The organism is Maricaulis sp. (assembly GCF_048269565.1).
Classification (GTDB): Bacteria; Pseudomonadota; Alphaproteobacteria; order Caulobacterales; family Maricaulaceae; genus Maricaulis.
The window spans coordinates 458,559-479,557 of the sequence record NZ_JBLXIK010000002.1 but is presented as its reverse complement, the minus strand read 5'-3'; the positions used below and the strand labels follow the sequence as shown (position 1 = coordinate 479,557).

Genomic DNA, 20,999 nt, shown 5'->3' with positions numbered 1-20,999 from the left:
ATGATTTTTTTCTGGGATTCCGCTTGAAGTTTGTCCCACGACGCTCCATGTCGCATCGCACAATCCCACATTTTTGTTGGTATTGGTGTTGGTGTTTTGAGACCGGAGACGGCATGCTGCTGAACGATTTAAAGATCAAGAACCTGTCCTCAACAGGGTTTGCCAAAAAACATCGCGATGGCGGCGGCCTGTACCTGCTCGTTACAAAGGCCGGCGGCAAACTCTGGCAGAAGGCCTATCGATATCATGGCAAGCAAAGGACGATCTCGTTCGGTCCATATCCGACCGTCAGCCTGAAAGAGGCTCGCGAACTTCGCGAGGAAGTGAAAAGGGAACTAGCGAACGGCGATGACCCGGCGGCGCTGAAGCGTGAACGCAAGCGGCAGGCAGAAGAGACACAGCATTCCTCGTTCGAGGTTGTCGCGAATGAGTTCATTGACAAACGCATCCTCGATGGCCGGAAGCCACCGACTGTTTCAAAATACCGCTGGACGCTCGAGGCGACCGGCGCCGAATTTCGGAAGACGCCAGTTGCCAAGATAACCGCCCGAAGCGCCCACTTGGCCGTCGAAGTCCACACCCGCAAGCAGACTTTCGACAAGGCGCGGCGGACTGCCCGGTTCATTATTGACGTATTGAACTACGCTGTCGCGACCGGCAGGGTCGAAAATAATGTCGCGGTAGAGATTCCGAAGGCCATTCCGACGAATGGTCCAGAACACCACCCGGGGATCACCGCACCAGATGAGGTCGGTCAATTGATCTTCGACTGTAGGCGATACTCGGGACAGGCCGTGACACGCTACGGACTTGAAATGTGCGCTTTGACATTTCTGCGGCCCGGGGAATTGCGATTTGCAAGATGGGAAGAGATCGACCTTCAGAATGCCCGGTGGGCGCTTCCCGCGGACCGTATGAAGAAGAAGCGACCCCACGTGGTCCCACTCTCGCGACAGGCATTGATATTGATTGAAAAGCTCAAGCTGCTGAACCCTGAATCACCATGGGTGTTCCGATCAGCCTTCAAGGAAGTGCCGCTCTGCGAGAACACGCTAAACCAAGCCCTTTGGAGACTTGGCTATAAGGACCGCCATACATCACACGGATTCAGAACAACGGCATCCACCATACTCAACAACGCCCATTTCGCACCAGATTGGATTGAAGCCCAGTTGGCACACGTCGAAGGCAACTCAGTCCGAGCCGCCTACAATGCGGCCGATTACCTTCGGGATCGAACCGAGATGATGCAGTGGTACGCCGACAAGCTGGATGCCCTGCATGATGAATACTGCACTAAGCAGTCCGCGCCCGAAGTCGCCGGACATCAGGCATAGGCCACCTGACTAAGCGGCGACGGGACGCAATTTCGATTCAATATACCCGTTGACATCAACTAGGCGGTACCGGACGGACCGGACCCCATATTCAACACATTGTGGAAAATCGGCGTCGCTGGCCCGGAGGCGGTAGAACGTGCTGCGGGAGATTCGGCAGGTTTCACAGAATTCGGCGGTCGTGATTAGTATTCGTTCGGTCATGGGCGTTGTCTCAGGGAATTGATGGTATGCAGTCATCATAGGACAAACCGCCCTCATTTCGCTGCAAGTCGCCGAAATTGCTTCGGCACCACGAATTTTGATTGCAATGATCAAGCTTATCAGCGGCTTGCGATTTTCGAAGCAACTGCATTTTCTTACGATTTATTTGCGAAAACCGTGAAGATGCGTCATCTGTAGCCATAAGTAGTTCTGTAACCACGGAGAACTACTATGTTACTTTCTATAAATGACGTCGCTTGCACTACTACGCTGAGCAAGTCCTCTATTCGCCGTTCTGTGCGTAATGGAACTTTCCCGGCCCCAGTTCGACTGCTTGAGAAGCGGTTGGCGTGGCACGACCACGAGGTCGAGGACTGGATACTCGCCCGCCCGCCTGAATCTGCCCGACATTGCGGCGCTGGGGTGCCGGCATGACCCATATTCTCAACACGAATGCGTCAACGGTCCAATCCGGCATCCTCCAGTCCAACTGCGGAGCATGGCTTCCCACGCAGTCGGATCAGCTGCCCTACAACCGGGACCTCTTCCAAAGCTGTCATTGGACGAGTGAACACTTTGCCGAAATGGGTTGGCCAGACCATGGGATCATGGTCACGCTAGGGCTCGCACCTGCCGGCGGCATCGAAAGAGTTTCGCGCTTCAACGCATTTGCGGGACACGCCATCGGAAAGACCTGTCGTCTCGTGAAGCATATCTACAACGAGACTGTGCATTCCAAGCACGCATACAAACGTGGCGAGCAATCAACCCCTTGCCTTATTGTTCCCGAAAAGCGCTCCAAATCCACTGGACGTGAGATTCCAATGCATATCCATGCCATCTTCTCGACTGATGACTCGGATGAAATCCTTCGATTTCAGGCAAACGAAGGCCGGTTCCGTAGCAAGCTTGCGAATGCATTGTCCAACCGGTCTGGCGCTCAGGCCACCCACCGGCATCTGGCTATAGACATCCAGACGGTCCGCCCTGCCGAGGTCTCCAACACGGTTCGGTATTGCACGAAGTTTGCGTTCGAAATGCTTGGCGAAACCTGCGGGACACTGCCGGACGGCACGGCCCTGACCTAGACACACCCCGGTCGGGACGACGTTGGTCCGACCTGCAGTCAACTTGCTTGCTGAATGTACGTAACGACATGCACAACTCGTTGAACTAAGTATTTGGTAAAATCAATGCACACAATCAACTTATGTGCAAATAGTATTCTATTAATTTGTTATAGCATTACTTCTTCTATTGATGTAACAAATTAACACTGACGCCGCCAAAATCATGTAAAGTAATATTGTTTCAAACATCTAATATAATACGGTGATAGTGGACGACAATAATAGTGTTGATATTGATGAAAAGATGCCGATGTATTTGTTTAATTTTTTGATGACATTGTACGTTCACTGGTAATATTCAACGCCATCAGTGGCCATCTATTCATCGTTTCGAACAAGAATATCGACGAAATTGTCCACACATTTCCAATCAATAATCTGAAAAATAGTCGCCGATAACGAGGGCGATTTAGCAGCCAGGTTACCTGCGATATTGATTGGTCGGTCCAAAAATTTCGCAAGAAATTGAGCGATCCAGTCATGAGCGTTTCACTCATCAAATTGCTTCAATCCTGAAGGGGCCCCGTGACGAGCCCAGTTTTCGGTTCGAGTAAGCTTCATCTGCGGCGCAAGTTCTCGCCCGCTGTCGGGGCGGATCGAAGATGGTTGTGGCGGATCGAGGCAAGCCCTTGCCAAGCTAGACACGGCAGGCTTCCCCAACCCAGCCCTGGTCGCCGCAGGCCTCTACCAATACCAGTGTGGCGTCGGGAATATGATGGACCGGAACGCAATTCGAACGCCGCACCGGCTGGGGGCGAAACGGTCTGACAGGTAGGGCCAAGCCCGGCGGCATCATGATCGGCGCCGCGCTTGCTTCGCACCACGGGACAATGTAACTGCGGATATGGTCTATCTTCGGGCAATCATAGCGGCACTCTTTCTCGTGGCATTCGCGAGTGAAGCGGGTGTGGCCGCGACGCCAAATCTGGACCACCATGAAATCGTTTCCCTCGACAGGGACGATGAGCCGCAATCCGACCATGGTCAGCATGCCCTCCATGCCTGCGGCGCCTGCCACCATGCTGTTGATCTTCGCCTTGGAGCGATTACGCCTCCAGCCGAACGTCACTTGGGTGCCCATCCGGCCTATTCTGACCGTGCGCCGCGATCCGCGACCGAACCGCCCTACCAGCCACCGATTTGAATTTCAGTCTGAACAACCCGTCCAGCTGAAACCAACAATCGGAATCCAATTTTATGAATACAATCAGTGACGTCTGGCCAATTTGGCTGGGTCGGAGCACCGTGGCTGCGATTATGCTTGCCGCGATCTCCATTGAATCTGCTGGAGCGCAAGACGCTGCAGCAACGCATATCAACCTGTCCCAAACGCTGCGACTTGCGTTAGACAACAACCCGATAATCGAAGCCGCGAACGCCGAACTCCGGGCGATTGAAGCTGAAGCCCGACAGGTCGGCCTGTGGGATAATCCGACACTTAGTGCTGACTTTGAAGATTTCGGTGGTGATCGACGGGCAATCGGTGATGCCGACACGACGCTTTCGGTCAGGCAAACTATCCCGATGGGCGGAGATCGAGCGCGAGCCCGCGACGTAACCACAGCCTGGGCTCACGCGGCCCGAGCCGATCTGGCCCAGACACGTAGCGATCTTCTGGCAAGTACCGCACAGGCATATATTGCGACGTTTGCCGCTTCAGAGACCTACACTGTTCGCCTGGAATTATTGGAACTCGCCAATAGTTCATCAGCTGCCATTCTCGCCCGAGTTGAGGCAGGGCGGGCCTCGCCAATCGAGCGCAGTCGAGCGGAGATACTGGTAGGCTTGGCGACCATTGCCGCTCGGGACGCGGAGAATGCCCAACGACAGGCGCGCAACCGGCTCTACGCAATCTGGTCTGGTATCCCGGTCGACGTCGCTCTTGAATCGCCCTTGCAATCGCTCGATGTGATCAATTATCGCACGGCAGCGCCGGCTGACTGGATTTCCAATAATCCGGAGCTTGTGAGCTTGCGAGCGGTGACCCTCGCTCGAAGCCAGGAAATTCGACGAGAACGGGCCGAAGCAATTCCCGATCTAACCGTTGGCGCCGGCTGGCGTCGCTATGGTGGCACCGACGAATCGGCATTCATCGCGACGTTGGAAATGCCGATCCCGCTGCTCAATCGCAATCAGGGCGGCGTTGCCGCGGCGGCATCGCGTGAGAACGGTGCCCGTTTTGACGAAGACGCTTCTCGCCGCACGCTGATGGCCCGGTTCGCCGCTGCAGCGGGGCGACTGGAACGGGCACGAACCACATTCTCCCTGCTCGACGAGAACATCCTGCCCGCCACCCAAACAGCCCTGGAGGGCGCTCAATTTGCCTACCGGGAAGGGGCGCTTGATGTACTCAATTTGCTCGATATCCAGCGATCCTATTTTGACGCACGCATCAATCTGATTTCCGCACGCGCCGAACTCGCGAGTGCCGCCATCGAACTGGATGCGCTCGCCGGAACGCCGCAACTCAACCAATTGGCCGCGCCAAACTCCACGGAGGCAGCACAATGACACTGTTCAAAACCAATCTTCTAGCGGTAACGGTCAGCATGCTTGCTTTGGCCGCGTGCTCACCGGGCAATCAAGACAGAGATCAGCACTCAACCGGTGCCGCGCCACACTCAGACACTGATGGCGCCCAACATGAGGGCAACCTTGAAGACAACCATGCGGAGCCGGGCGGCCGTGGCGCAAACCCTGAGGTCCATCTCAGCGAAGATCAATTCAGTGCCCTGGGCATTACGGTTGAAGCGGTCACAACTGGTGCCGTCGATGGCGTTTTGGAACTACCCGGTGAAGTCGGGTTCGACCAAAACCATCTTGCCCACGTATCGCCTCGGGTTTCCGGTGTGGTTCAAAGCGTCAGTGTTGCGGAGGGCGACCGCGTCGAAGCCGGCGACATTCTCGCGATTCTGAACAGTCGCCCGCTCGCCGACGCGAAAGCCGCCTACCTGTCAGCACGGGCAAGATTGGACCTCGCTGAGAGTTCCTATCAACGTGAGGAACGCCTGTGGGAACGGCAAATCTCCGCAGAGCAGGATTTTCTCAACGCCCGGCAAGCGCTGGAAGAGGCGCGCATCGTTGTCAGAAGCGCAGGCCAACAGCTTGATGCCCTTGGGGTGGACGCGAGCACTCTGCCCCGGGTGAATGCTACGACGAACCTCTCTTTGACACGATACGAACTGGCGGCCCCAATCGCTGGAACAATCATTGAGCGGCACGCCGTGCTCGGGGAAGTGCTGGAAGAAGGCGGGCAACCGCCTGCCTTCATCATCGCGAATACCAGCTCAGTCTGGGTTGATGCAGCGATCTACGGTGGGGATTTGGGGCGGTTACGGGCCGGTGCTGCGGTTTCCATTGATCCAGGTGATGGCGTGGCCCCGATTGAATCCACCATCGATTTCGTAAGCCCGCAAATTGGTGAGCGAACGCGAACCGGCAGAGCCCGCGTCGTAATCGCTAACGCTGGCGACCGGCTTCGCCCAGGCATGTTCGTGACCGTGTTCGCAGTGGCTTCCGACGCGGTTTCGGTGGTCCGAGTGCCAGTTTCGGCCTTGCAGACCATTGACGGTCGATCCGTGGTTTTTGTCCGCAGCGATGACGGCTTTGAGGTCAGAAGCGTTCAACTTGGCCGCCGCTCTGAACAGTTCGCCGAAATCCTGTCGGGTGTTTCGCCCAGCGAATTGATCGCCATCACGGGGACATTTTCGTTGAAAGCAGAATTGCAGAAAGGGGAGTTCGACGATGGACACGCACACTAAAGAAACCCAACCGGCCAGCGGCTTGACGACCCTTCTGCACCGCATTGCGGGCGGACGGCTTCTTGCGGCGCTCACTTTTGCACTCGTCCTGATCGGCGGCATCATTACCTTTCGGTCGATGCCCGTCGATGCCTTTCCCGATGTGACGCCGACGCTCGTTCAAGTGTTTACCGAAACCGAGGGGCTCGCGCCTGAAGAGGTCGAGCGATACGTCACCTTTCCCATCGAAACATCAATGAACGGCCTGCCTCGTCTACGTGAAGTTCGCTCGACGTCGAATTTCGGATTGTCGGTGGTCAATATCTATTTTGAAGACGGGGCCGATATCTACTGGGCACGCCAGCTCGTCGGAGAGCGCCTGCAACAAGCGCGTGAAGAGATACCGCAAGGCTTCGGCGATCCAGGCATGGGTCCGATTACGACCGGGCTTGGTCAAATTCTCTTCTATTTCCTGGAAACCGACGATGAGACGCTTGACGGCATACAGCTGAGAACCCTGCAAGACTGGCAGATCAAGCTCAACCTTCAGACGGTCCGCGGCGTGACCGAAGTTTTGTCCCTTGGCGGCTTCGAGCAGCAATATCAGATCAATGTCAGGCCGGAGGCCCTGTTGAGATACGGGCTTGCGATTGAAGAGATCGTCACTGCCGTCGAAAACAATAATGCCAATGCAGGCGCTCAGTTTCTCGTTGAGAATGGCGAGCAATACACCGTCCGGGCGGTGGGCCTGGCCCAGGGCATTCATGATTTGTCCGAGATCATCGTCAAGGTTGAAGATGGCGTTCCGGTCCGGGTGAGTGACATCGCATCCATTGAACTTGGTGGAGCTCCCCGGCAGGGCATGGCAACGATGAATGGGCAAGGCGAAGTGGTCGCCGGGCTCGTGCTCAAACTACTCGGGGCAAACACCAATGAGGTGATCGCGAGCGTGCATGAACGGCTGGAGCGGATCAATGAATCGCTGCCGCCCGGTGTCACGGCCGTGCCTTACTACGACCAGTCGGAACTCGTCGAGGCTGCGGTTGGGACTGTGACCACGGCGCTGTGGCAAGGCGCACTGCTCGTCGCGGCGATCTTGTTCTTCTTCCTTCGGGGATGGCGACCAAGTCTCATCGTCGTGGCTTCCATCCCATTCTCTGTCGGTTTTGCACTTCTGGCCATGCAGGCCTTCGGTGTCTCTGCCAACCTTATGTCGCTGGGTGGAATCGCAATCGCCATCGGGATGATGGTGGATGGTGCCGTTGTCATCGTGGAAAACGTCAACCGTATCTTGAGTTCAACGGATGACAAGGCCGACAAACGAACACTCATCGCCAAGGCGTGTGCTGAAGTTCTTCAGCCGCTTATCTTTGCAATCCTGATCGTCGTGATCGTGTTTGTGCCAATTTTGACGCTGCAAGGCGTGGAAGGAAAAACCTTCAGGCCGCTGGCCTTCGCGGTGGTCTTTGCGATGGCGGGCTCGCTTGTTTTTGCGGTTCTTCTGGCCCCGGCTGCCTCGATGGCCGGGCTCAAATTGGGTCGAAGCTCGGCAAACTCAGACGGGCCTGATTTCTACGAACGCTATTTTGCACCATTGATCCGATTTTTCGTTCACAAGCGATGGGCTGCGCTCACGCTGGCGGGTGTCATGCTGCTCGTGGGCGGGGCGATCTTCCCTCGATTGGGTTCAGAGTTCACACCGCGAATGAATGAGGGCGACCTGCTGGTGCGCCTCACCATGGCGCCGTCGATCTCGTTGCCGGAGGCACGAGACACGGTCACGCGGTTCGAACAACAATTGCTCTCCAGCTTTCCGGAGGTAGAGCGAATTGTCACCCGAATTGGCCGCGGCGAGGTTGGTGCTCATGCCGACCCTGTCAATAGCGCTGAAGCCTTCGTGGCGCTGGCGCCTCGCGACCAATGGGTTTCGGCACGATCCCAGGATGAATTGCTCGCGATGATGAGTGAGAGTTTTGAGGCGTTCCCTGCTGCCCGGTTCAATTTCACGCAACCGATTGCTGCGGCAACCGATGAGTTGTTGACGGGCACGAAGGCAGACCTCGCGATCAAATTGTTCGGTGAGGATATGGCTGTCCTGGAGCAGTATGCGGCACAGATTGCGAATGTGATCCGCGATGTCCCGGGCGCGGCTGACGTCCAAACCGACCAGGTCACCGGCGCCCCGCAATTGCGGATTTCGGTAGACCGCGACGCAATCAGCCGATTTGGCCTGAATGTTGAGGATGTGCTGGCTGTCGTGCGAACCGCGATTGGTGGCTCGCAGGCCGGCCAGGTGTTCGAAGGCGTGCGGCGTTTCGACATCATCGTGCGATATCGCGAAGAAGATCGATTGAGCGCAGAGCGGATCAGCCGGATCGTCCTCAATGGCCCCGGCGATGTGACAATTCCGCTCGGCCGGGTCGCGTTAGTGGAGCGGATCGAGGGGCCGCGTCAGATCACCCGTGAAAACGGCCAGCGCTACATCACCACCCAAACCAATGTGCGTGAGCGTGATATCGGGTCCTTCGTTGAAGACGGCCAACGGGCCGTGGCTGCCAATATCGAGCTTCCGCCAGGATACTTCATCGAGTGGGGCGGACAGTTCGAGCTTCAGCAACAAGCGAATGCCCGTTTCGCGGTTGTGATCCCGATCACACTCGGGGTCGTCTTCCTGCTGCTGCTGTTCAGCTTTGGCCGGTTGAAAAGTGCGCTTCTGATCATGGCGAACGTGCCACTGGCACTGGTCGGCGGCATCGCGGCTCTCTGGCTCACGGGTCAGAATTTGTCGGTACCCGCGACTGTAGGGTTCATCGCTCTGTTCGGCATCGCCCTCGGCAATGGCATGGTTCTAGTCTCATTCCTGGACCGTCTCGCCAAGGAACGGCTGGACATTGATGTGTTCTCGGTCGAGGCCGCCGTGCGCCGTGTTCAACCCGTGCTGATGACCGCGACCACGACAGGCCTCGGGCTCATGCCACTCATGTTCGCGTCCGGTATCGGTTCAGAGGTGCAGCGGCCACTTGCTGCCGTGGTGATCGGAGGCTTGGTGACGTCGACCGTGCTGACCCTGTTGGTGTTGCCAGCGGTCTACAAGTGGTTCGCACCCCACACCTTGAACAGCGATACCGATCATTTGTCGGCGTCGTAGCTAGCGAGCTTCGCAGCCCGGGCGTTTTGGCGCACTCTAGAAAATGCCCGGGTCTGTTCGCTCAACTATCCATGATTAAACCCAGCCGGGTTAGTAGGGACGGAGTACTCCTTATGAACTCTAATTTCATCCGACCAACATTGATTGGCCTTCGGCAGCTTCGTCCTTCACAGCTGGTTGGCGTGGCGGCGCTGACCGGATTGGATTTGGTGATCAAATTCTATGTTGAGCGAGGGCTTGGGACCTTGGGCGCCTCAATCCCAATATTCCCCGGCCTCAATCTCACGCTGGGTCACAATCGAGGTGTGAGTTTCGGGCTGCTGGACAGTTCGTTCTGGCTCACACCGGTTCTACTTGCATGCGTCGCAGTCGTCCTTGTGGCGTTCGCCCTAGGCTGGACCGCCCGGCAGAAATCGAAATTGGTCAATGCCGCGGGATTATTCTTCGCGGCTGGCGGTTTTGCCAACGCCATTGATCGGCTCGGAGATGGAGCGGTGACCGACTATTTGGACTTTGGCCTGCACGCGATCCGATGGCCGACGTTCAATCTGGCAGATGTGTTCGTCTTTTGCGGCGTCATGCTATTGCTCGCCGGATGGAAACTAAGACCGCAGGCATCGCAGGAAGTTGAGCAATAGGCTCTACTGTTTGCTGGCCATATTGTGTTTGTGGTCAGAGAGGCATCTGGAATGATCAAAGAGACTATTGACGATTTCGCACGTTCCGACCTCTCCGCCTGAACAGCCTTCAATCATTCGTTCCAGCTCGCGCTCCAGGGCGCGCAACTGTTCAATGCGCTTGCGGGTCCCAAGGAGATGGTGACGGGCAAGCTCATCCGCCCTCGTGCAATCTGTGCCCGGGTTGTCCTGGAGGTCGAGCAGCCCCCTAATGGCCTCCACGGAAAATCCCAAGTCGCGTGCGTGCCGAATAAAGCCCAGCAGACCCACAGCACCTTGACTGTACACACGACGCCCGCTTTCCACACGGCGTGGCTCGGGCATCAAGCCGGTGCTCTCGTAATAGCGTATCGTTGTCACTTTTACGCCAGAGGCGTTTGCCGCTTCGCCGATTGTGAAATCCCGCTTCATTTTTACCTTGCTTCTACAGTCGCTGTAGAAAGTAGACTCCAGATCAATTACCGGGTCAAGAATATGAGTTCCTGTTCAAACGATCAAAAATTCGACGGCGCTTCACCGGCTTATCGCCGGGCACTCTGGGCTGTAATTTTGATCAATAGCGCAATGTTTTTCGTCGAGGCATTGGCCGGGTTTGCGTCCGGTTCGCAAGCTCTGATAGCGGACGCGCTCGACTTTGCCGGCGATTCGATGACCTACAGCATCAGCTTGTTGGTTATTGGCTCAAGTCTCGCCCTTCGTTCGAAGGCAGCATTATTCAAAGGTGGGTTGCTGTTTGCGATTGCGATTGCGGTCCTGGGCATGACGCTCTTTCGCGCGCTTACGGGCGAACCGCCTGCCGCTGAGACGATGGGGATTGTTGGTTTCGCGGCACTGCTTGCCAATGTGATCAGTGTTTTCATTCTTCTGAAATGGAAAGATGGCGACGCCAACGTTCGATCTGTGTGGCTGTGTTCAAGAAATGACGCGATCGGCAATGTTGGCGTGATGGTCGCGGCCGGACTGGTTGCGATCACTGGTGAGGCATGGCCTGATCTTGTTATAGCATTCGTATTGGCAGGTATTTTTTCTCGCTCAGCATGGCTAATTTGTGCGCAAGCATTGTCTGAGCAGAAGAACCATGAGCTCCACTCATGAGACAACTGCCGCTCCCGTGGAGCAATTCATAAGATTTTTTCGCAACGGCTTTTGTGAATTCGTTTCACAATTGCGGTCAAATACATCTTGATCCAATAACCGCTACCGCGTGTATACACCGTGATTTCTTCTCACAATATCGCGTAGTTTGAAGGCTTGTGAGACTAAAGGGCGAGGCAAGAATGTGAATCGGTTTACGCTAATCATCGTCGGGATCGCGCTACTTTTTTCTGTTGGTACCGGGGCGTCGGCATTAGCTGCTGCTCCTGGACAGGCCGACGCGGCGATAGCCTGGCGGCTCCTTGATTATATTGCGGTCGACTATCCCGGAGCGGTTTCCGACGGGGCGGTAATTAATCGCGGCGAATATGACGAGATGCTTGAGTTTTCTCAATCCGCAAGCGAACGGATCGCAGGTCTGCCCGCCACCGGTGCCAAAGCCGATCTTGTGAGGCTGGCCAATCAGCTACAGCGCGCGATAGCGGACCGGGCGTCAGCCGAGGTCGTGGGCGCACACGCGCGCGCACTCGGGCGTGAAGTGCTGCTCGCCTATCCCGTGCCCTTGGCTCCGTCCGCCCTGCCCGACTTGTCGCAATCGGCGGCGCTTTACGCGGATCAATGTGCCTCCTGCCACGGGCCAACTGGGGACGGTGACGGTCCGGTTGCGGCTGGTCTGGACCCGCCACCAGCCGTGTTCACCGACTTGGTCAGGGCTCAGGAGCGTAGCGTTTTCAGTCTCTACCAAGTTATCAATCAAGGTGTTGACGGAACGGCAATGGGGAGCTTCGCGCATCTCGACAGTTCGGCTCAATGGGCATTGGCCTTTCGTGTCAGTGCATTCGCCTTCTCCGATGCGGACGCACGCCGAGGCGAGTTGATCTGGAATGCCGAGCCGGACTTGCGTCGGCGGCTTTCGACTCTCGAGGCGCTTACCCAGATCACCCCGGCACAGCTGAACCGAGAGTTGGGCGCCGAAAGGGCTCCTGCCCTAGCAGCATTCCTTCGACAGATGCCCGGAAGAGCGACAGCCAGTCGAGCGGCGGGGCTCGATGTCGCTCGCGCTCGAGTGCGAGAAAGCGTGTCAGCCTATCAGAATGGCGATCGGGATCGGGCAGTTGACCTTGCATTATCTGCATATCTTGACGGTTTCGAGCCTTTTGAGCCGGCATTGGCGATGCGAGATGCGGAACTCCTGGCTCAGATAGAGCGCTCGATGGGAGCACTCAGGGCAGCGATTGGTCGAGGTGCGCCAACCTCCGAAGTGCAAATTCAGGCGGATGAGCTGAGCGGTCTAATCGACCAGGCCGACGGCGTGCTTGAACAGGGGGCGGGAGACTGGATGTCGAGTTTTGTGGGCTCCCTGACGATCTTGCTGCGGGAAGGGCTTGAGGCGCTTCTGATCGTCGTCGCCATGGTCGCCTTTTTGCGCAAAGCGGGGCGTCCGGAGGGTATACGCTACGTTCATGCAGGCTGGGTCACAGCGCTGGTGGTGGGAACCGCGACATGGTTCGTAGCCACTGAACTGATAGCCGTCAGCGGCGCGAGCCGTGAACTTACCGAGGGATTCGGCTCTCTGCTCGCGGCAGTCGTGCTCGTGTCAGTGGGTATTTGGATGCATGGCAAGTCGCAGGCCGGCGAATGGCAACGCTACATCCAGAAAACCATGAGCGAGGCGCTGTCTCGGGGATCGAGTTGGTTCCTGTTCGGTCTCGCTTTCCTCGTCGTCTACCGAGAGGTATTTGAGACAATCTTGTTTTTCGCGGCACTTTGGACCGAACAGAATGGCGCCGCCATTCTGGCAGGCGCGGGCGCCGCCATATTACTCCTGGCAGCGGTTGCGTGGGCGATGCTGCGATACAGCCGCGAGCTGCCCGTCGGCAAGTTGTTCAATTATAGCGCGGTCCTTATCGCCATATTGGCGGTGATATTGATCGGAAAAGGCGTGGCCGGGCTCCAGGAGGCAGGAATGGTAGGCATAACGCCGTGGCCATTCGTGCCCCGTATCGCCATGCTCGGCGTCTTCCCGGCGCTACAGCCGGTAGCGGCTCAGTTCCTCTTGATGGGCATCATTGCGTACGGATTCTGGAGAAATGTCCGGAGGGTCAATCCGTGAATGGTCCGGCTCGGACGTACGCCGCGCTCCCACATCGGGATTGAGGTCTCGGCACAGTTCAGCGAGTGCGACAGTGGCAGTTGAGACCATCCACGCAATTTTCGAAATCGCGTCAGCCTCTGGCAAAACGACCCGGCTTCCAGCCAATCATCATCGGCGGGAAATTCGACAATCGCCGGGACATGTTTCGCACTCGGTGGATGCTCGGCTTCCTCCCAGCGACGGATGATACCGGGGTGACGCCAATCTCTACGCCACCGAAACCATGCATGATTCCGCCTACCCGCTGAAGCTATTCCAGCGGGTGATCACGGTCAGTCTGGAAACGATGAAGATCGTGCGGCGATTACCGGCGTTGGATATCGCGGAGTAGGGGACGGAAACCTGCGGGCGAGTTGTCGGTGGAATTGTTCCATCGATGCGTCTGAATCCAGTATTCCCAACCGTTCCCGGTAACGAAGAACGGCGCGGCGCCGGTCGAAGTAGGTGCCGTCGAATTTGATGGGTGGGGCATCCGGGCCGATCTTCCGCCAAATGCGATCACGGTCGAAGATCATGACCTCAACATGGCTTCGGGTAGAGGCTGACGGAGTGCCGCCCTCGTCATAGATCGGGAAAGGGAATTTCGAAACCTCGGTCCACCATCCCCTCATATGCCAATTCAGGTTTTCGGGCAGCAACACGACTAATTGAGGGCTGCCGTCATCATCGACCCCCATCTCTACCCCAGCGATTGCCATCTCGTATGGGAGGACAACCTGTCCTTCATCAACCAGCGTCTGGTACGTGTCTTTAAAAAAGGCGGTTGCGGCTGCTCTTGCAGCTTCTAGGCCTTGGGGATCATTATCTGGGTTATCTGTCATATTATTATTCGCGTTTCCTAAGTTCGGAAGCCCGCGACCATGCGCGTCATTCGGCTTCTCCATTACTTAGGGGCGCACCAACGTTTATGTGTGCCTGAATATTTCTTCGCCGTTTTGCCGCGTCCGGACGCCGTAGTGTTATTCACCTTGTGCACCCGCGTCAGTTGCGGCCATGATGCGTGCGACGATTCATCACAATATATTAATTTGAGTAGTGTTGACTTATATGGCAACAATTCAACAGGCGATATCTAAGGGGGCGTTGGAGCTATTTGCCTTACCGTGCATCGAGACAAGGGTGGCCCAACGAGCACTCTATGTGGCACCAGAACTGGATGAGTGGTCAGACAACCACCCTAGCTTGACCAGCAAAACTCACAGCGTGGGTGGAAGATTGCTCGTTGAACATCTGATTCAGACACTGTGCGACTTCCGCTGTGCCCAGCGCCCCGGTGGTGGCGACCTGCGACGGTTGATGCCTACGAGAGATAGAGTGTGGACGCTACGCCCGCCCAAACTGCGCATCTACGGATGGTTTTGCGAGCCAAGGGTGATGGTTTTGGTGTCGGGGGCATTGGAATCCGAAACGAAGCTGGACAAGGGCTTGAACGATAGAAAACGGAACTCAGTGCTGGCCTTCGCGAAAGCGCACGGCCTCGAAAACACAATGATGCAGGGAGACTTAATTGCGGTCATACATAAACAACGTTGATAATCGAAGGCAGGTCTACCTTTCGCTTGTCTCAGACGTCGAATCTCAAATTCGCGACGCCTACGCTGAGCGCCACGAACAAGGGATCGAAACCCAAACGAGCCTTGCGGAGAAGCTGGGCGTCAATCGATCTGTGGTCAATCGCAGGCTACGGGGCCTCAACAACCTCACGCTTGAGTCTCTCGCGGACTTGGTTTGGGGATTGGGTCAGTGCATTAAGGTTGAAATCTTCGACCCGAGCACCAACCCAACAAATCATGTGCGGGTAGAATCCGAACATTCATATGCGGCAAGCCTACAGCAAACGAGAACTGGGCAGATAACCTTTCAGGGCCGCCCGCCTACGCACCTGACTAGCACCAATGGACGAACCCTGAACGTTGATCACAATGCCTAAAAACAAAAACACCCTGACCATAACCTGCAGCAATGTTGTTATATGTGATGATGTGCGCCGCGAAGATAATGGCAAGGTTATTCTCATCGGTGTTTACACTGGTGAGATTGTGGTTACTGAGTTTCCGCACGCTATGGATTTGACCTGCTGGTTCGAAATTGCCTCACGCGGCGACGGAAAGGCTCCATTTTCCGCCAGAGCGCTTTTCGAGCCGGACGGTATAGAGCTTTTCTCAGTGAGCGCCGGCATCGAGCGAGAACGCGGACCATTGGGCGAGGAAGTGACTGAAGACTATTTCGCTGCGCCCTGCGGTCAGGTTCAAATTGAGCGGCCCGGAACAATTGTGGTTCAGTTCAAGTCTGGCGAATCGGACTGGCAAACTGTTCGGTCGAAGAATGTCGCGTCCGCCGCCGCCATAATGGAACGGGCCGCCCCAAAGCAAACCAACGCAACGGCAAACGCAGCCCGCAAGAAGAAAAATTAGTTGGTATCTTTGTTGGTATTTTTATTGGGTCGCGACAACGCCAATCCATTAAGGTTCTGATTTCAAAGATAAATATAACGAGATTGCCGCTTAGTTCGAGTCACCCATGCGGCACCACCCTTCGCCCTGCGGGCTTCGGGTGGCAAGCTACCCGCAGCGCGCACTTGGGGCGAAGAGGTGCCCTCCGAAGACTTGGCGAAGGAGGGCCCGCGCGCAACATTTCTCCATCCTGTTTTTGTGGCGCCCTGCGGGCTTCGGGTGGCAAGCCACCCGCAGCGCGCACTTGGGGGCGAAGAGATGCCCTCCGAAGCCTCGGCGAAGGAGGACTGCGCGCAACCTTGATCACAAACTGCCAGTTCCCCGCCCCCGCTACTCCCGCGGCAGGCGCGCGATCATGACACGGTTGGGGCTTCCTGAATTGGCGAAAACCAGGTCGGGCAGGCCGTCGCCGTTCAGATCGCCGATCGCGACGCCATAGGTGTCCTCGGCCCCGTCTTGCAGCTCAATCGCCGTGAAGCCCTGGCCGCCATCATTCCAGTAGATGCGGTTGGGCTGTTCTCCCGCACCCTCGATCAGGTCGATATCGCCATCGCCATCAAGATCGGCAGCCGCCAGGGACTGCACGGCGCGGCCGGCCTCGCCGATTGTGAGGCTGCTGCCGAAGGCGCCTGAGCCATCGCCGCGATAAAGCGCATTGGTGCCGTCGGTGGCGGCGAAAATGATATCAAGCGCGCCATCGCCGGTGAAATCCGCCGCCACGACCTGGCGGTGATCGCCCTCGCTGCCCGCCAGCGCGGCCGGCACGAAGCGGGCTTCGCCCTCATTCAGCAGGACATAGCTGGCATTGCCATCGCGGCAGGCAAAGACGAGGTCGGGATCGCCATCCTGGTCGAGATCGGCAATCGCCACACCGGTCGATCCGTCCAGTGCCCCGGGCAATTCGCCCGCCGGCCCGAATCCGCCTTCACCATCGCCGCGAAACAGAAGATTGGCCCCGCGTCGGCGCGCCAGGACCAGATCGGGCCAGCCATCGCCATCCAGGTCCTGCAACAGCGCCGCTCGAACGGCACCGCCGCTGCCTTCGAGGCTGCCCGCCAATGCAAACCGGCCTTGGCCATCATTGTGAAACACCAGCGCCGGCAGGCTGTCGCGTGCAACCGCCGCGTCGAGATCACCATCGCCGTCGAGATCCCCGGTGCGGATCGCATAGCTCGCGCCCATCGCATCTCCCACGGGCAAGGCCTCGAGCAGGCGGCCATTGCCAATATTGAGAAAGGCGAAATCCTGTTGCGCCCAGTGGCGGCCATTGGCGGCGAGGACATCGAGATCGCCATCGCCATCAATATCGGCCAGCTCGACCGCAGCGGTGAGGTTTTCGCTCATGTCGAACAGCAGGAAGGGGCTGTCGATATAGACCGGCGTCTGCGCCCGGGCCGCGCCGGACGCGAGCACCAGCGCCGGCAGGGTGGCCGCCAGCATCCGGAATGCAAAGCAAGCTGACATCATCATCTCCGCCTTTTACACGCCGCCAGACTAGATCATGGCGCCAAACCTGTCGCCCGTTACCGAACCGCCTCAGGCCTTGTCCCGCGCCGCCATGGCCGCGAGCTGCTCCGGCGTGGCCGGGGCCTGGAAATCGCGCTTCCAGTCGGCATAGGGCATGCCGTAAATGCGTTCACGCGCCGCTTCGTCACCGAGTTCGACGCCGCGCTCATCGGCGGCGGCCTGGTACCATTTGCCGAGGCAATTGCGGCAGAAGCCGGCCAGGATCATCAGGTCGATATTCTGGACATCCCGGTTGGCATTGAGATGTGCCAGCAGGCGGCGGAACGTCGCTGCGTCAAGGGCATCCTGTTCGGCTGAGGGCAGATCTTCGTGTCGCATGGTGTCGACTCCTGTAGGCAGACGGGGCCAACCGCGCGGCAGGCCCCGACTGAACCGGTGATCAATTACCGCGAATGATGCTGCCAAGCGGACCAAGCACCGAGCCTTCGCCCTGTCCGGAACCGGTGACCGGCAGGTTGGCCATGATGCGGCCGGCGAGGCGCGAGAACGGCATGGATTGCATCCACACCTTGCCCGGCCCCTTGAGCCGGGCAAAGAACACGCCCTCGCCGCCGAAAATCATCGATTTGATATTGCCGGCGCGCTCGATCTCGAAGTCGACCGTCTTGGTGTAGGCCACCACACAGCCGGTATCGACATGGATTTCCTCACCGGCTGCCAGCTCGCGCTCGACCAGCGTGCCGCCGGCATGGATGAAGCACCAGCCATCGCCTTCGAGGCGCTGCATGATGAAACCTTCGCCGCCGAACAGACCGGTCATGATGCGTTTCTGGAGCGCGATCCCGATCGAGACCCCTTTGGCGGCAACGAGAAAACTGTCCTTCTGGCAGATCAGCTCACCATCGACATCGGGCAGATGCACGGCGATGATCGTACCGGGGAACGGGGCCGCAAAGGCGGCGTGGGCCTTGCCCTGGCCGTTATGGGTGAAGGCGGTCATGAACAGGCTTTCACCGGTCAGGAGCCGCTTGCCGGCACCGGCCAATGCACCCATGAATCCCTGGTTTTTCTGGGACCCGTCGCCGAATACCGATTCCATGGCAATGCCGGTCGACTTGTACATCATGGCACCGGCTTCCGCGACGACGGTCTCGCCCGGATCCAGCTCGATCTCGACATACTGGATATCTTCGCCGCAAATCTTGTAATCGATTTCGTGCGCACTGCTCATGGACATTCCCTCACCGCTTGTTGGGCGGCGACTATAACGCGGGATTCGCAGGGATTGTAAGCTGTGTGCCGGAAACCCGGCATGGCAGGGACTCAGATGCTCAGAAAGTCATCCGTGTCGACCGCATTGCGGATGCTCTGGGCGATATTGATGCCCTTGCGGCCGCGTTCGGACTTGAAGCTGGCATTCTTGTCGAGGCTGGCAATTTCGCCGCCGAGATGATTGCGATCAACAGCCATCGAACCGGACAGGACCAGGACAGGCGTATTGCCGGCAGTGCTGCGGGCAACTTCCAGCGTCTCGGTGGGGTGCACCGAATCCGGCAGGCGCAAATCAAGCAGGATCAGGTCAAACCCGCCGGCCTGCATGCGCTGCTTGGCTTCACGCAAGGTGCGGACAACCTCGAAGGAGATGTCAAAATCACCCGCCTCACAAACAGCCTGCTGAACGAGCATCGCGTCCGCGAAGTCGTCTTCCACATGCAGCACGTGCAGTGCCTGATTGGCCATTTGGACTCTCCCTTCGTCCCAGTGTCGCCGAGTTGCGTTATTGAACCGTTTACAGATGCAAGAATGTCCGGCGTCAAAGCTCCTCAGGCGGCGCAAGCCCGGCCCGGGATGCGGCCGCGAGCACGGTGTTACGCAACAGCATGGCGATCGTCATCGGGCCGATACCACCCGGCACCGGCGTGATCCAGCCGGCATGGCCGACGGCCTCGTCAAACGCGACATCGCCGACCAGCCGGGTGCGGCCTTCACCACGCTCGGGTGCATCGATCCGGTTGATCCCGACATCGAGCACGCAGGCGCCCGGCTTGATCCAGTCGCCCCGGACCATTTCCGGCCGGCCAACCGCAGCGACGACAATATCGGCCGTCCGAACCAGTGCGGGCAGATCATGGGTGCGCGAATGGGCGATCGTGACGGTGGCGTTCTGTTCGAGGAACAACATCGCGGCCGGTTTGCCCACCAGGATGGACCGCCCGATCACCACGACCGACTTGCCCGAGAGCGAGCCCATCGCGCGCTCCGCCAGCAAGACACAGCCGGCCGGCGTACAGGGCCGCAGCCCCGGCTTGCCGAGCAGCAAGCGGCCGGCACTGGCCTCGGTCAGTCCATCGACATCCTTGCCGGGATCGATCACGGCCAGCACGGCATTGGCATCGATATGACCGGGCAGCGGCATCTGCACCAGGATACCGTCAACCGTGTCGTCGATATTGAGGCCGCGAACGATCTCGACCACCTCGGCCTGGCTGATATCGGCCGGCCGCCGGATCTCGATCGAGGTCATGCCCGCCGCTTCGGTGCGCCTGACCTTGGAACGGACATAGACATCGCTGGCCGGATCGTCTCCGATCAGGACCACGGCCAGACAGGGGGCCCGGCCCAGCGTCCGGGCCAGCCCGGCGCCGGCCCGACCGGCACGGGCATCGATCTCGGCCGCAACGGCCTTGCCGTCAATCAGCATCGCGCTCATCTTCAATCTCCCCCAGCAGGGCGGACATTCGCTGCCGCGCCGCTCTATCCGCCGACACACGGACCGTCTTCAAACGCGACGTCGTGCCCCGGATCACTTCGATATCGCGCTTCGGCACACCGAGGAAGCGTGACAAAATGACAATCAGCGCCTTGTTGGCCTTGCCCTTTTCCGGCACGGCCCGGACCCGGACGGCGAGATGACACAGGCCGTCTGCAGTCGCGGCCACGCCCGCCACCGCATCCTGCGATGCATTGGGCGACAGGCGGACTCGCAGCGTCAGACCTGCCTGGTCTTCGAGCCAGGCTCCGCTCAAAGCGCTCGCATGAGAGTCGGCACCAGATAGCCCTGCGCGAAGGAGATCAGCAGCAGCAGCACGACCGGTGAGAAATCCATCCCGCCAAACGGCGGCAGAATGCTGCGGATCGGCCGGAGCAGAGGCTCGGTAATCGTATTGGTCAGACGCCAGACCATGCCGACAAGCTGATTGTGCGGATTGACCACATTGAAGCTGATCAACCAGCTCAACACCACGCCGACAATGACGACGATCCACAACAAGCCAAGGATCGGATTGAGAAAATAGACCACCAGGGCCTGGCCAAGGGACAATTCGAGCGGCATAGCGAAATCCGGAGCGACAAACGATGACGGGCTATGTAACCGCCCCGCCCGCCCGCGTCCAGAAGCGAGCGCTTGACACCACCCGCACACGCTCGTAGTTGACGCCTCCTTGGTTCGGGGCCGTAGCTCAGTTGGGAGAGCGCGTCGTTCGCAATGACGAGGTCAGCGGTTCGATCCCGCTCGGCTCCACCATCCTTCGCTCGCTGCGCGAGCTACGGCCGGGCAGGCCCAACGCTCAATTCGAGCGAAGGATGTCCCG

21 protein-coding genes and 1 tRNA gene are annotated in these 20,999 nt (G+C 58.1%); 11 read left to right on the top strand and 11 right to left on the bottom strand.

Annotated elements, in window-relative coordinates; translation table 11 throughout:
* Positions 1-113: 113 nt before the first annotated feature.
* Positions 114-1,337 (top strand): tyrosine-type recombinase/integrase, encoded by a 1,224-nt coding sequence (locus tag ACN0YL_RS05820; RefSeq protein ID WP_417467802.1) that lies wholly within the window; start codon positions 114-116, stop codon positions 1,335-1,337.
* A gap of 9 nt (positions 1,338-1,346) precedes the next feature.
* Here the strand turns inward: ACN0YL_RS05820 and ACN0YL_RS05815 are convergent, their stop codons facing one another.
* Entirely contained in the window at positions 1,347-1,541 is a 195-nt protein-coding gene (locus ACN0YL_RS05815; protein WP_417490342.1) for a helix-turn-helix transcriptional regulator, read from the bottom strand.
* 231 nt (positions 1,542-1,772) lie between these two features.
* Here ACN0YL_RS05815 and ACN0YL_RS05810 point away from each other — a divergent pair, with 231 nt between their 5' ends.
* Together ACN0YL_RS05810 and ACN0YL_RS05805 are read left to right on the top strand one after the other, a co-directional pair.
* Positions 1,773-1,976 (top strand): helix-turn-helix transcriptional regulator, encoded by a 204-nt coding sequence (locus tag ACN0YL_RS05810; protein ID WP_417467804.1) that lies wholly within the window; start codon positions 1,773-1,775, stop codon positions 1,974-1,976.
* Complete coding sequence (locus ACN0YL_RS05805; RefSeq protein WP_417467806.1) at positions 1,973-2,629, top strand: hypothetical protein; 657 nt, start codon at positions 1,973-1,975, stop codon at positions 2,627-2,629. Before ACN0YL_RS05810 ends, ACN0YL_RS05805 begins: the two co-directional genes overlap by 4 nt.
* A 679-nt stretch (positions 2,630-3,308) precedes the next feature.
* Here the strand turns inward: ACN0YL_RS05805 and ACN0YL_RS05800 are convergent.
* Positions 3,309-3,752: a hypothetical protein gene (locus tag ACN0YL_RS05800; RefSeq protein WP_417467807.1), complete on the bottom strand. Its 444-nt coding sequence runs from the start codon at positions 3,750-3,752 to the stop codon at positions 3,309-3,311.
* A 164-nt stretch (positions 3,753-3,916) separates the two neighbouring features.
* On the opposite strand from ACN0YL_RS05800, the gene ACN0YL_RS05795 reads away from it, so the two are divergent.
* The 4 genes from ACN0YL_RS05795 (at position 3,917) to lspA (ending at position 10,197) form a co-directional block, all read left to right on the top strand.
* Positions 3,917-5,182, top strand: coding sequence for a TolC family protein (locus tag ACN0YL_RS05795; protein ID WP_417467809.1), 1,266 nt, complete (start codon positions 3,917-3,919; stop codon positions 5,180-5,182).
* Positions 5,179-6,432 carry an efflux RND transporter periplasmic adaptor subunit gene (locus ACN0YL_RS05790; protein WP_417467811.1) on the top strand — a complete coding sequence of 418 codons (1,254 nt, stop codon included), beginning with the start codon at positions 5,179-5,181 and terminating at the stop codon, positions 6,430-6,432. The genes ACN0YL_RS05795 and ACN0YL_RS05790 overlap by 4 nt, the downstream gene beginning before the upstream one ends.
* Positions 6,416-9,559, top strand: coding sequence for an efflux RND transporter permease subunit (locus ACN0YL_RS05785; RefSeq protein ID WP_417467813.1), 3,144 nt, complete (start codon positions 6,416-6,418; stop codon positions 9,557-9,559). Before ACN0YL_RS05790 ends, ACN0YL_RS05785 begins: the two co-directional genes overlap by 17 nt.
* Positions 9,560-9,672: 113 nt before the next feature.
* Positions 9,673-10,197: a signal peptidase II gene (gene lspA, locus ACN0YL_RS05780; RefSeq protein ID WP_417467814.1), complete on the top strand. Its 525-nt coding sequence runs from the start codon at positions 9,673-9,675 to the stop codon at positions 10,195-10,197.
* A 3-nt stretch (positions 10,198-10,200) separates the two neighbouring features.
* Here the strand turns inward: lspA and ACN0YL_RS05775 are convergent, their stop codons facing one another.
* On the bottom strand, positions 10,201-10,647 hold the full coding sequence (locus tag ACN0YL_RS05775) for a MerR family transcriptional regulator (RefSeq protein WP_417467816.1): 447 nt from the start codon (positions 10,645-10,647) through the stop codon (positions 10,201-10,203).
* A gap of 63 nt (positions 10,648-10,710) precedes the next feature.
* On the opposite strand from ACN0YL_RS05775, the gene ACN0YL_RS05770 reads away from it, so the two are divergent.
* Together ACN0YL_RS05770 and ACN0YL_RS05765 are read left to right on the top strand one after the other, a co-directional pair.
* A complete protein-coding gene (locus ACN0YL_RS05770) occupies positions 10,711-11,331 on the top strand; it encodes a cation transporter (RefSeq protein WP_417467818.1) in 621 nt (206 codons plus the stop codon).
* 184 nt (positions 11,332-11,515) lie between these two features.
* Positions 11,516-13,444, top strand: coding sequence for an FTR1 family protein (locus tag ACN0YL_RS05765; protein ID WP_417490341.1), 1,929 nt, complete (start codon positions 11,516-11,518; stop codon positions 13,442-13,444).
* 314 nt (positions 13,445-13,758) lie between these two features.
* Here the strand turns inward: ACN0YL_RS05765 and ACN0YL_RS05760 are convergent, their stop codons facing one another.
* Entirely contained in the window at positions 13,759-14,370 is a 612-nt protein-coding gene (locus ACN0YL_RS05760) for a hypothetical protein (protein ID WP_417497327.1), read from the bottom strand.
* A 1,038-nt stretch (positions 14,371-15,408) separates the two neighbouring features.
* Between ACN0YL_RS05760 and ACN0YL_RS05755 the strand changes: the two genes are divergently transcribed.
* Positions 15,409-15,900 carry a DUF6941 family protein gene (locus ACN0YL_RS05755; protein WP_417467823.1) on the top strand — a complete coding sequence of 164 codons (492 nt, stop codon included), beginning with the start codon at positions 15,409-15,411 and terminating at the stop codon, positions 15,898-15,900.
* 369 nt (positions 15,901-16,269) lie between these two features.
* Here the strand turns inward: ACN0YL_RS05755 and ACN0YL_RS05750 are convergent, their stop codons facing one another.
* From ACN0YL_RS05750 to ACN0YL_RS05720, 7 genes are all read right to left on the bottom strand, one after another.
* Positions 16,270-17,403: an FG-GAP repeat domain-containing protein gene (locus ACN0YL_RS05750; protein WP_417497326.1), complete on the bottom strand. Its 1,134-nt coding sequence runs from the start codon at positions 17,401-17,403 to the stop codon at positions 16,270-16,272.
* 72 nt (positions 17,404-17,475) lie between these two features.
* Entirely contained in the window at positions 17,476-17,784 is a 309-nt protein-coding gene (locus ACN0YL_RS05745) for a DUF1244 domain-containing protein (RefSeq protein ID WP_417497325.1), read from the bottom strand.
* Between the two features lie 61 nt (positions 17,785-17,845).
* Entirely contained in the window at positions 17,846-18,643 is a 798-nt protein-coding gene (locus ACN0YL_RS05740) for a TIGR00266 family protein (protein ID WP_417467829.1), read from the bottom strand.
* An 86-nt stretch (positions 18,644-18,729) separates the two neighbouring features.
* Positions 18,730-19,146: a response regulator gene (locus ACN0YL_RS05735; protein ID WP_417467831.1), complete on the bottom strand. Its 417-nt coding sequence runs from the start codon at positions 19,144-19,146 to the stop codon at positions 18,730-18,732.
* A gap of 73 nt (positions 19,147-19,219) precedes the next feature.
* Positions 19,220-20,116, bottom strand: coding sequence for a bifunctional methylenetetrahydrofolate dehydrogenase/methenyltetrahydrofolate cyclohydrolase FolD (folD, locus tag ACN0YL_RS05730; RefSeq protein WP_417497324.1), 897 nt, complete (start codon positions 20,114-20,116; stop codon positions 19,220-19,222).
* A complete protein-coding gene (locus ACN0YL_RS05725; protein ID WP_417497323.1) occupies positions 20,097-20,432 on the bottom strand; it encodes a DUF167 domain-containing protein in 336 nt (111 codons plus the stop codon). The genes folD and ACN0YL_RS05725 overlap by 20 nt, the downstream gene beginning before the upstream one ends.
* Positions 20,429-20,740: a YggT family protein gene (locus ACN0YL_RS05720; RefSeq protein ID WP_417467836.1), complete on the bottom strand. Its 312-nt coding sequence runs from the start codon at positions 20,738-20,740 to the stop codon at positions 20,429-20,431. Before ACN0YL_RS05720 ends, ACN0YL_RS05725 begins: the two co-directional genes overlap by 4 nt.
* Positions 20,741-20,856: 116 nt before the next feature.
* On the opposite strand from ACN0YL_RS05720, the gene ACN0YL_RS05715 reads away from it, so the two are divergent.
* Positions 20,857-20,932, top strand: a tRNA-Ala gene (locus ACN0YL_RS05715).
* Positions 20,933-20,999: the final 67 nt, after the last annotated feature.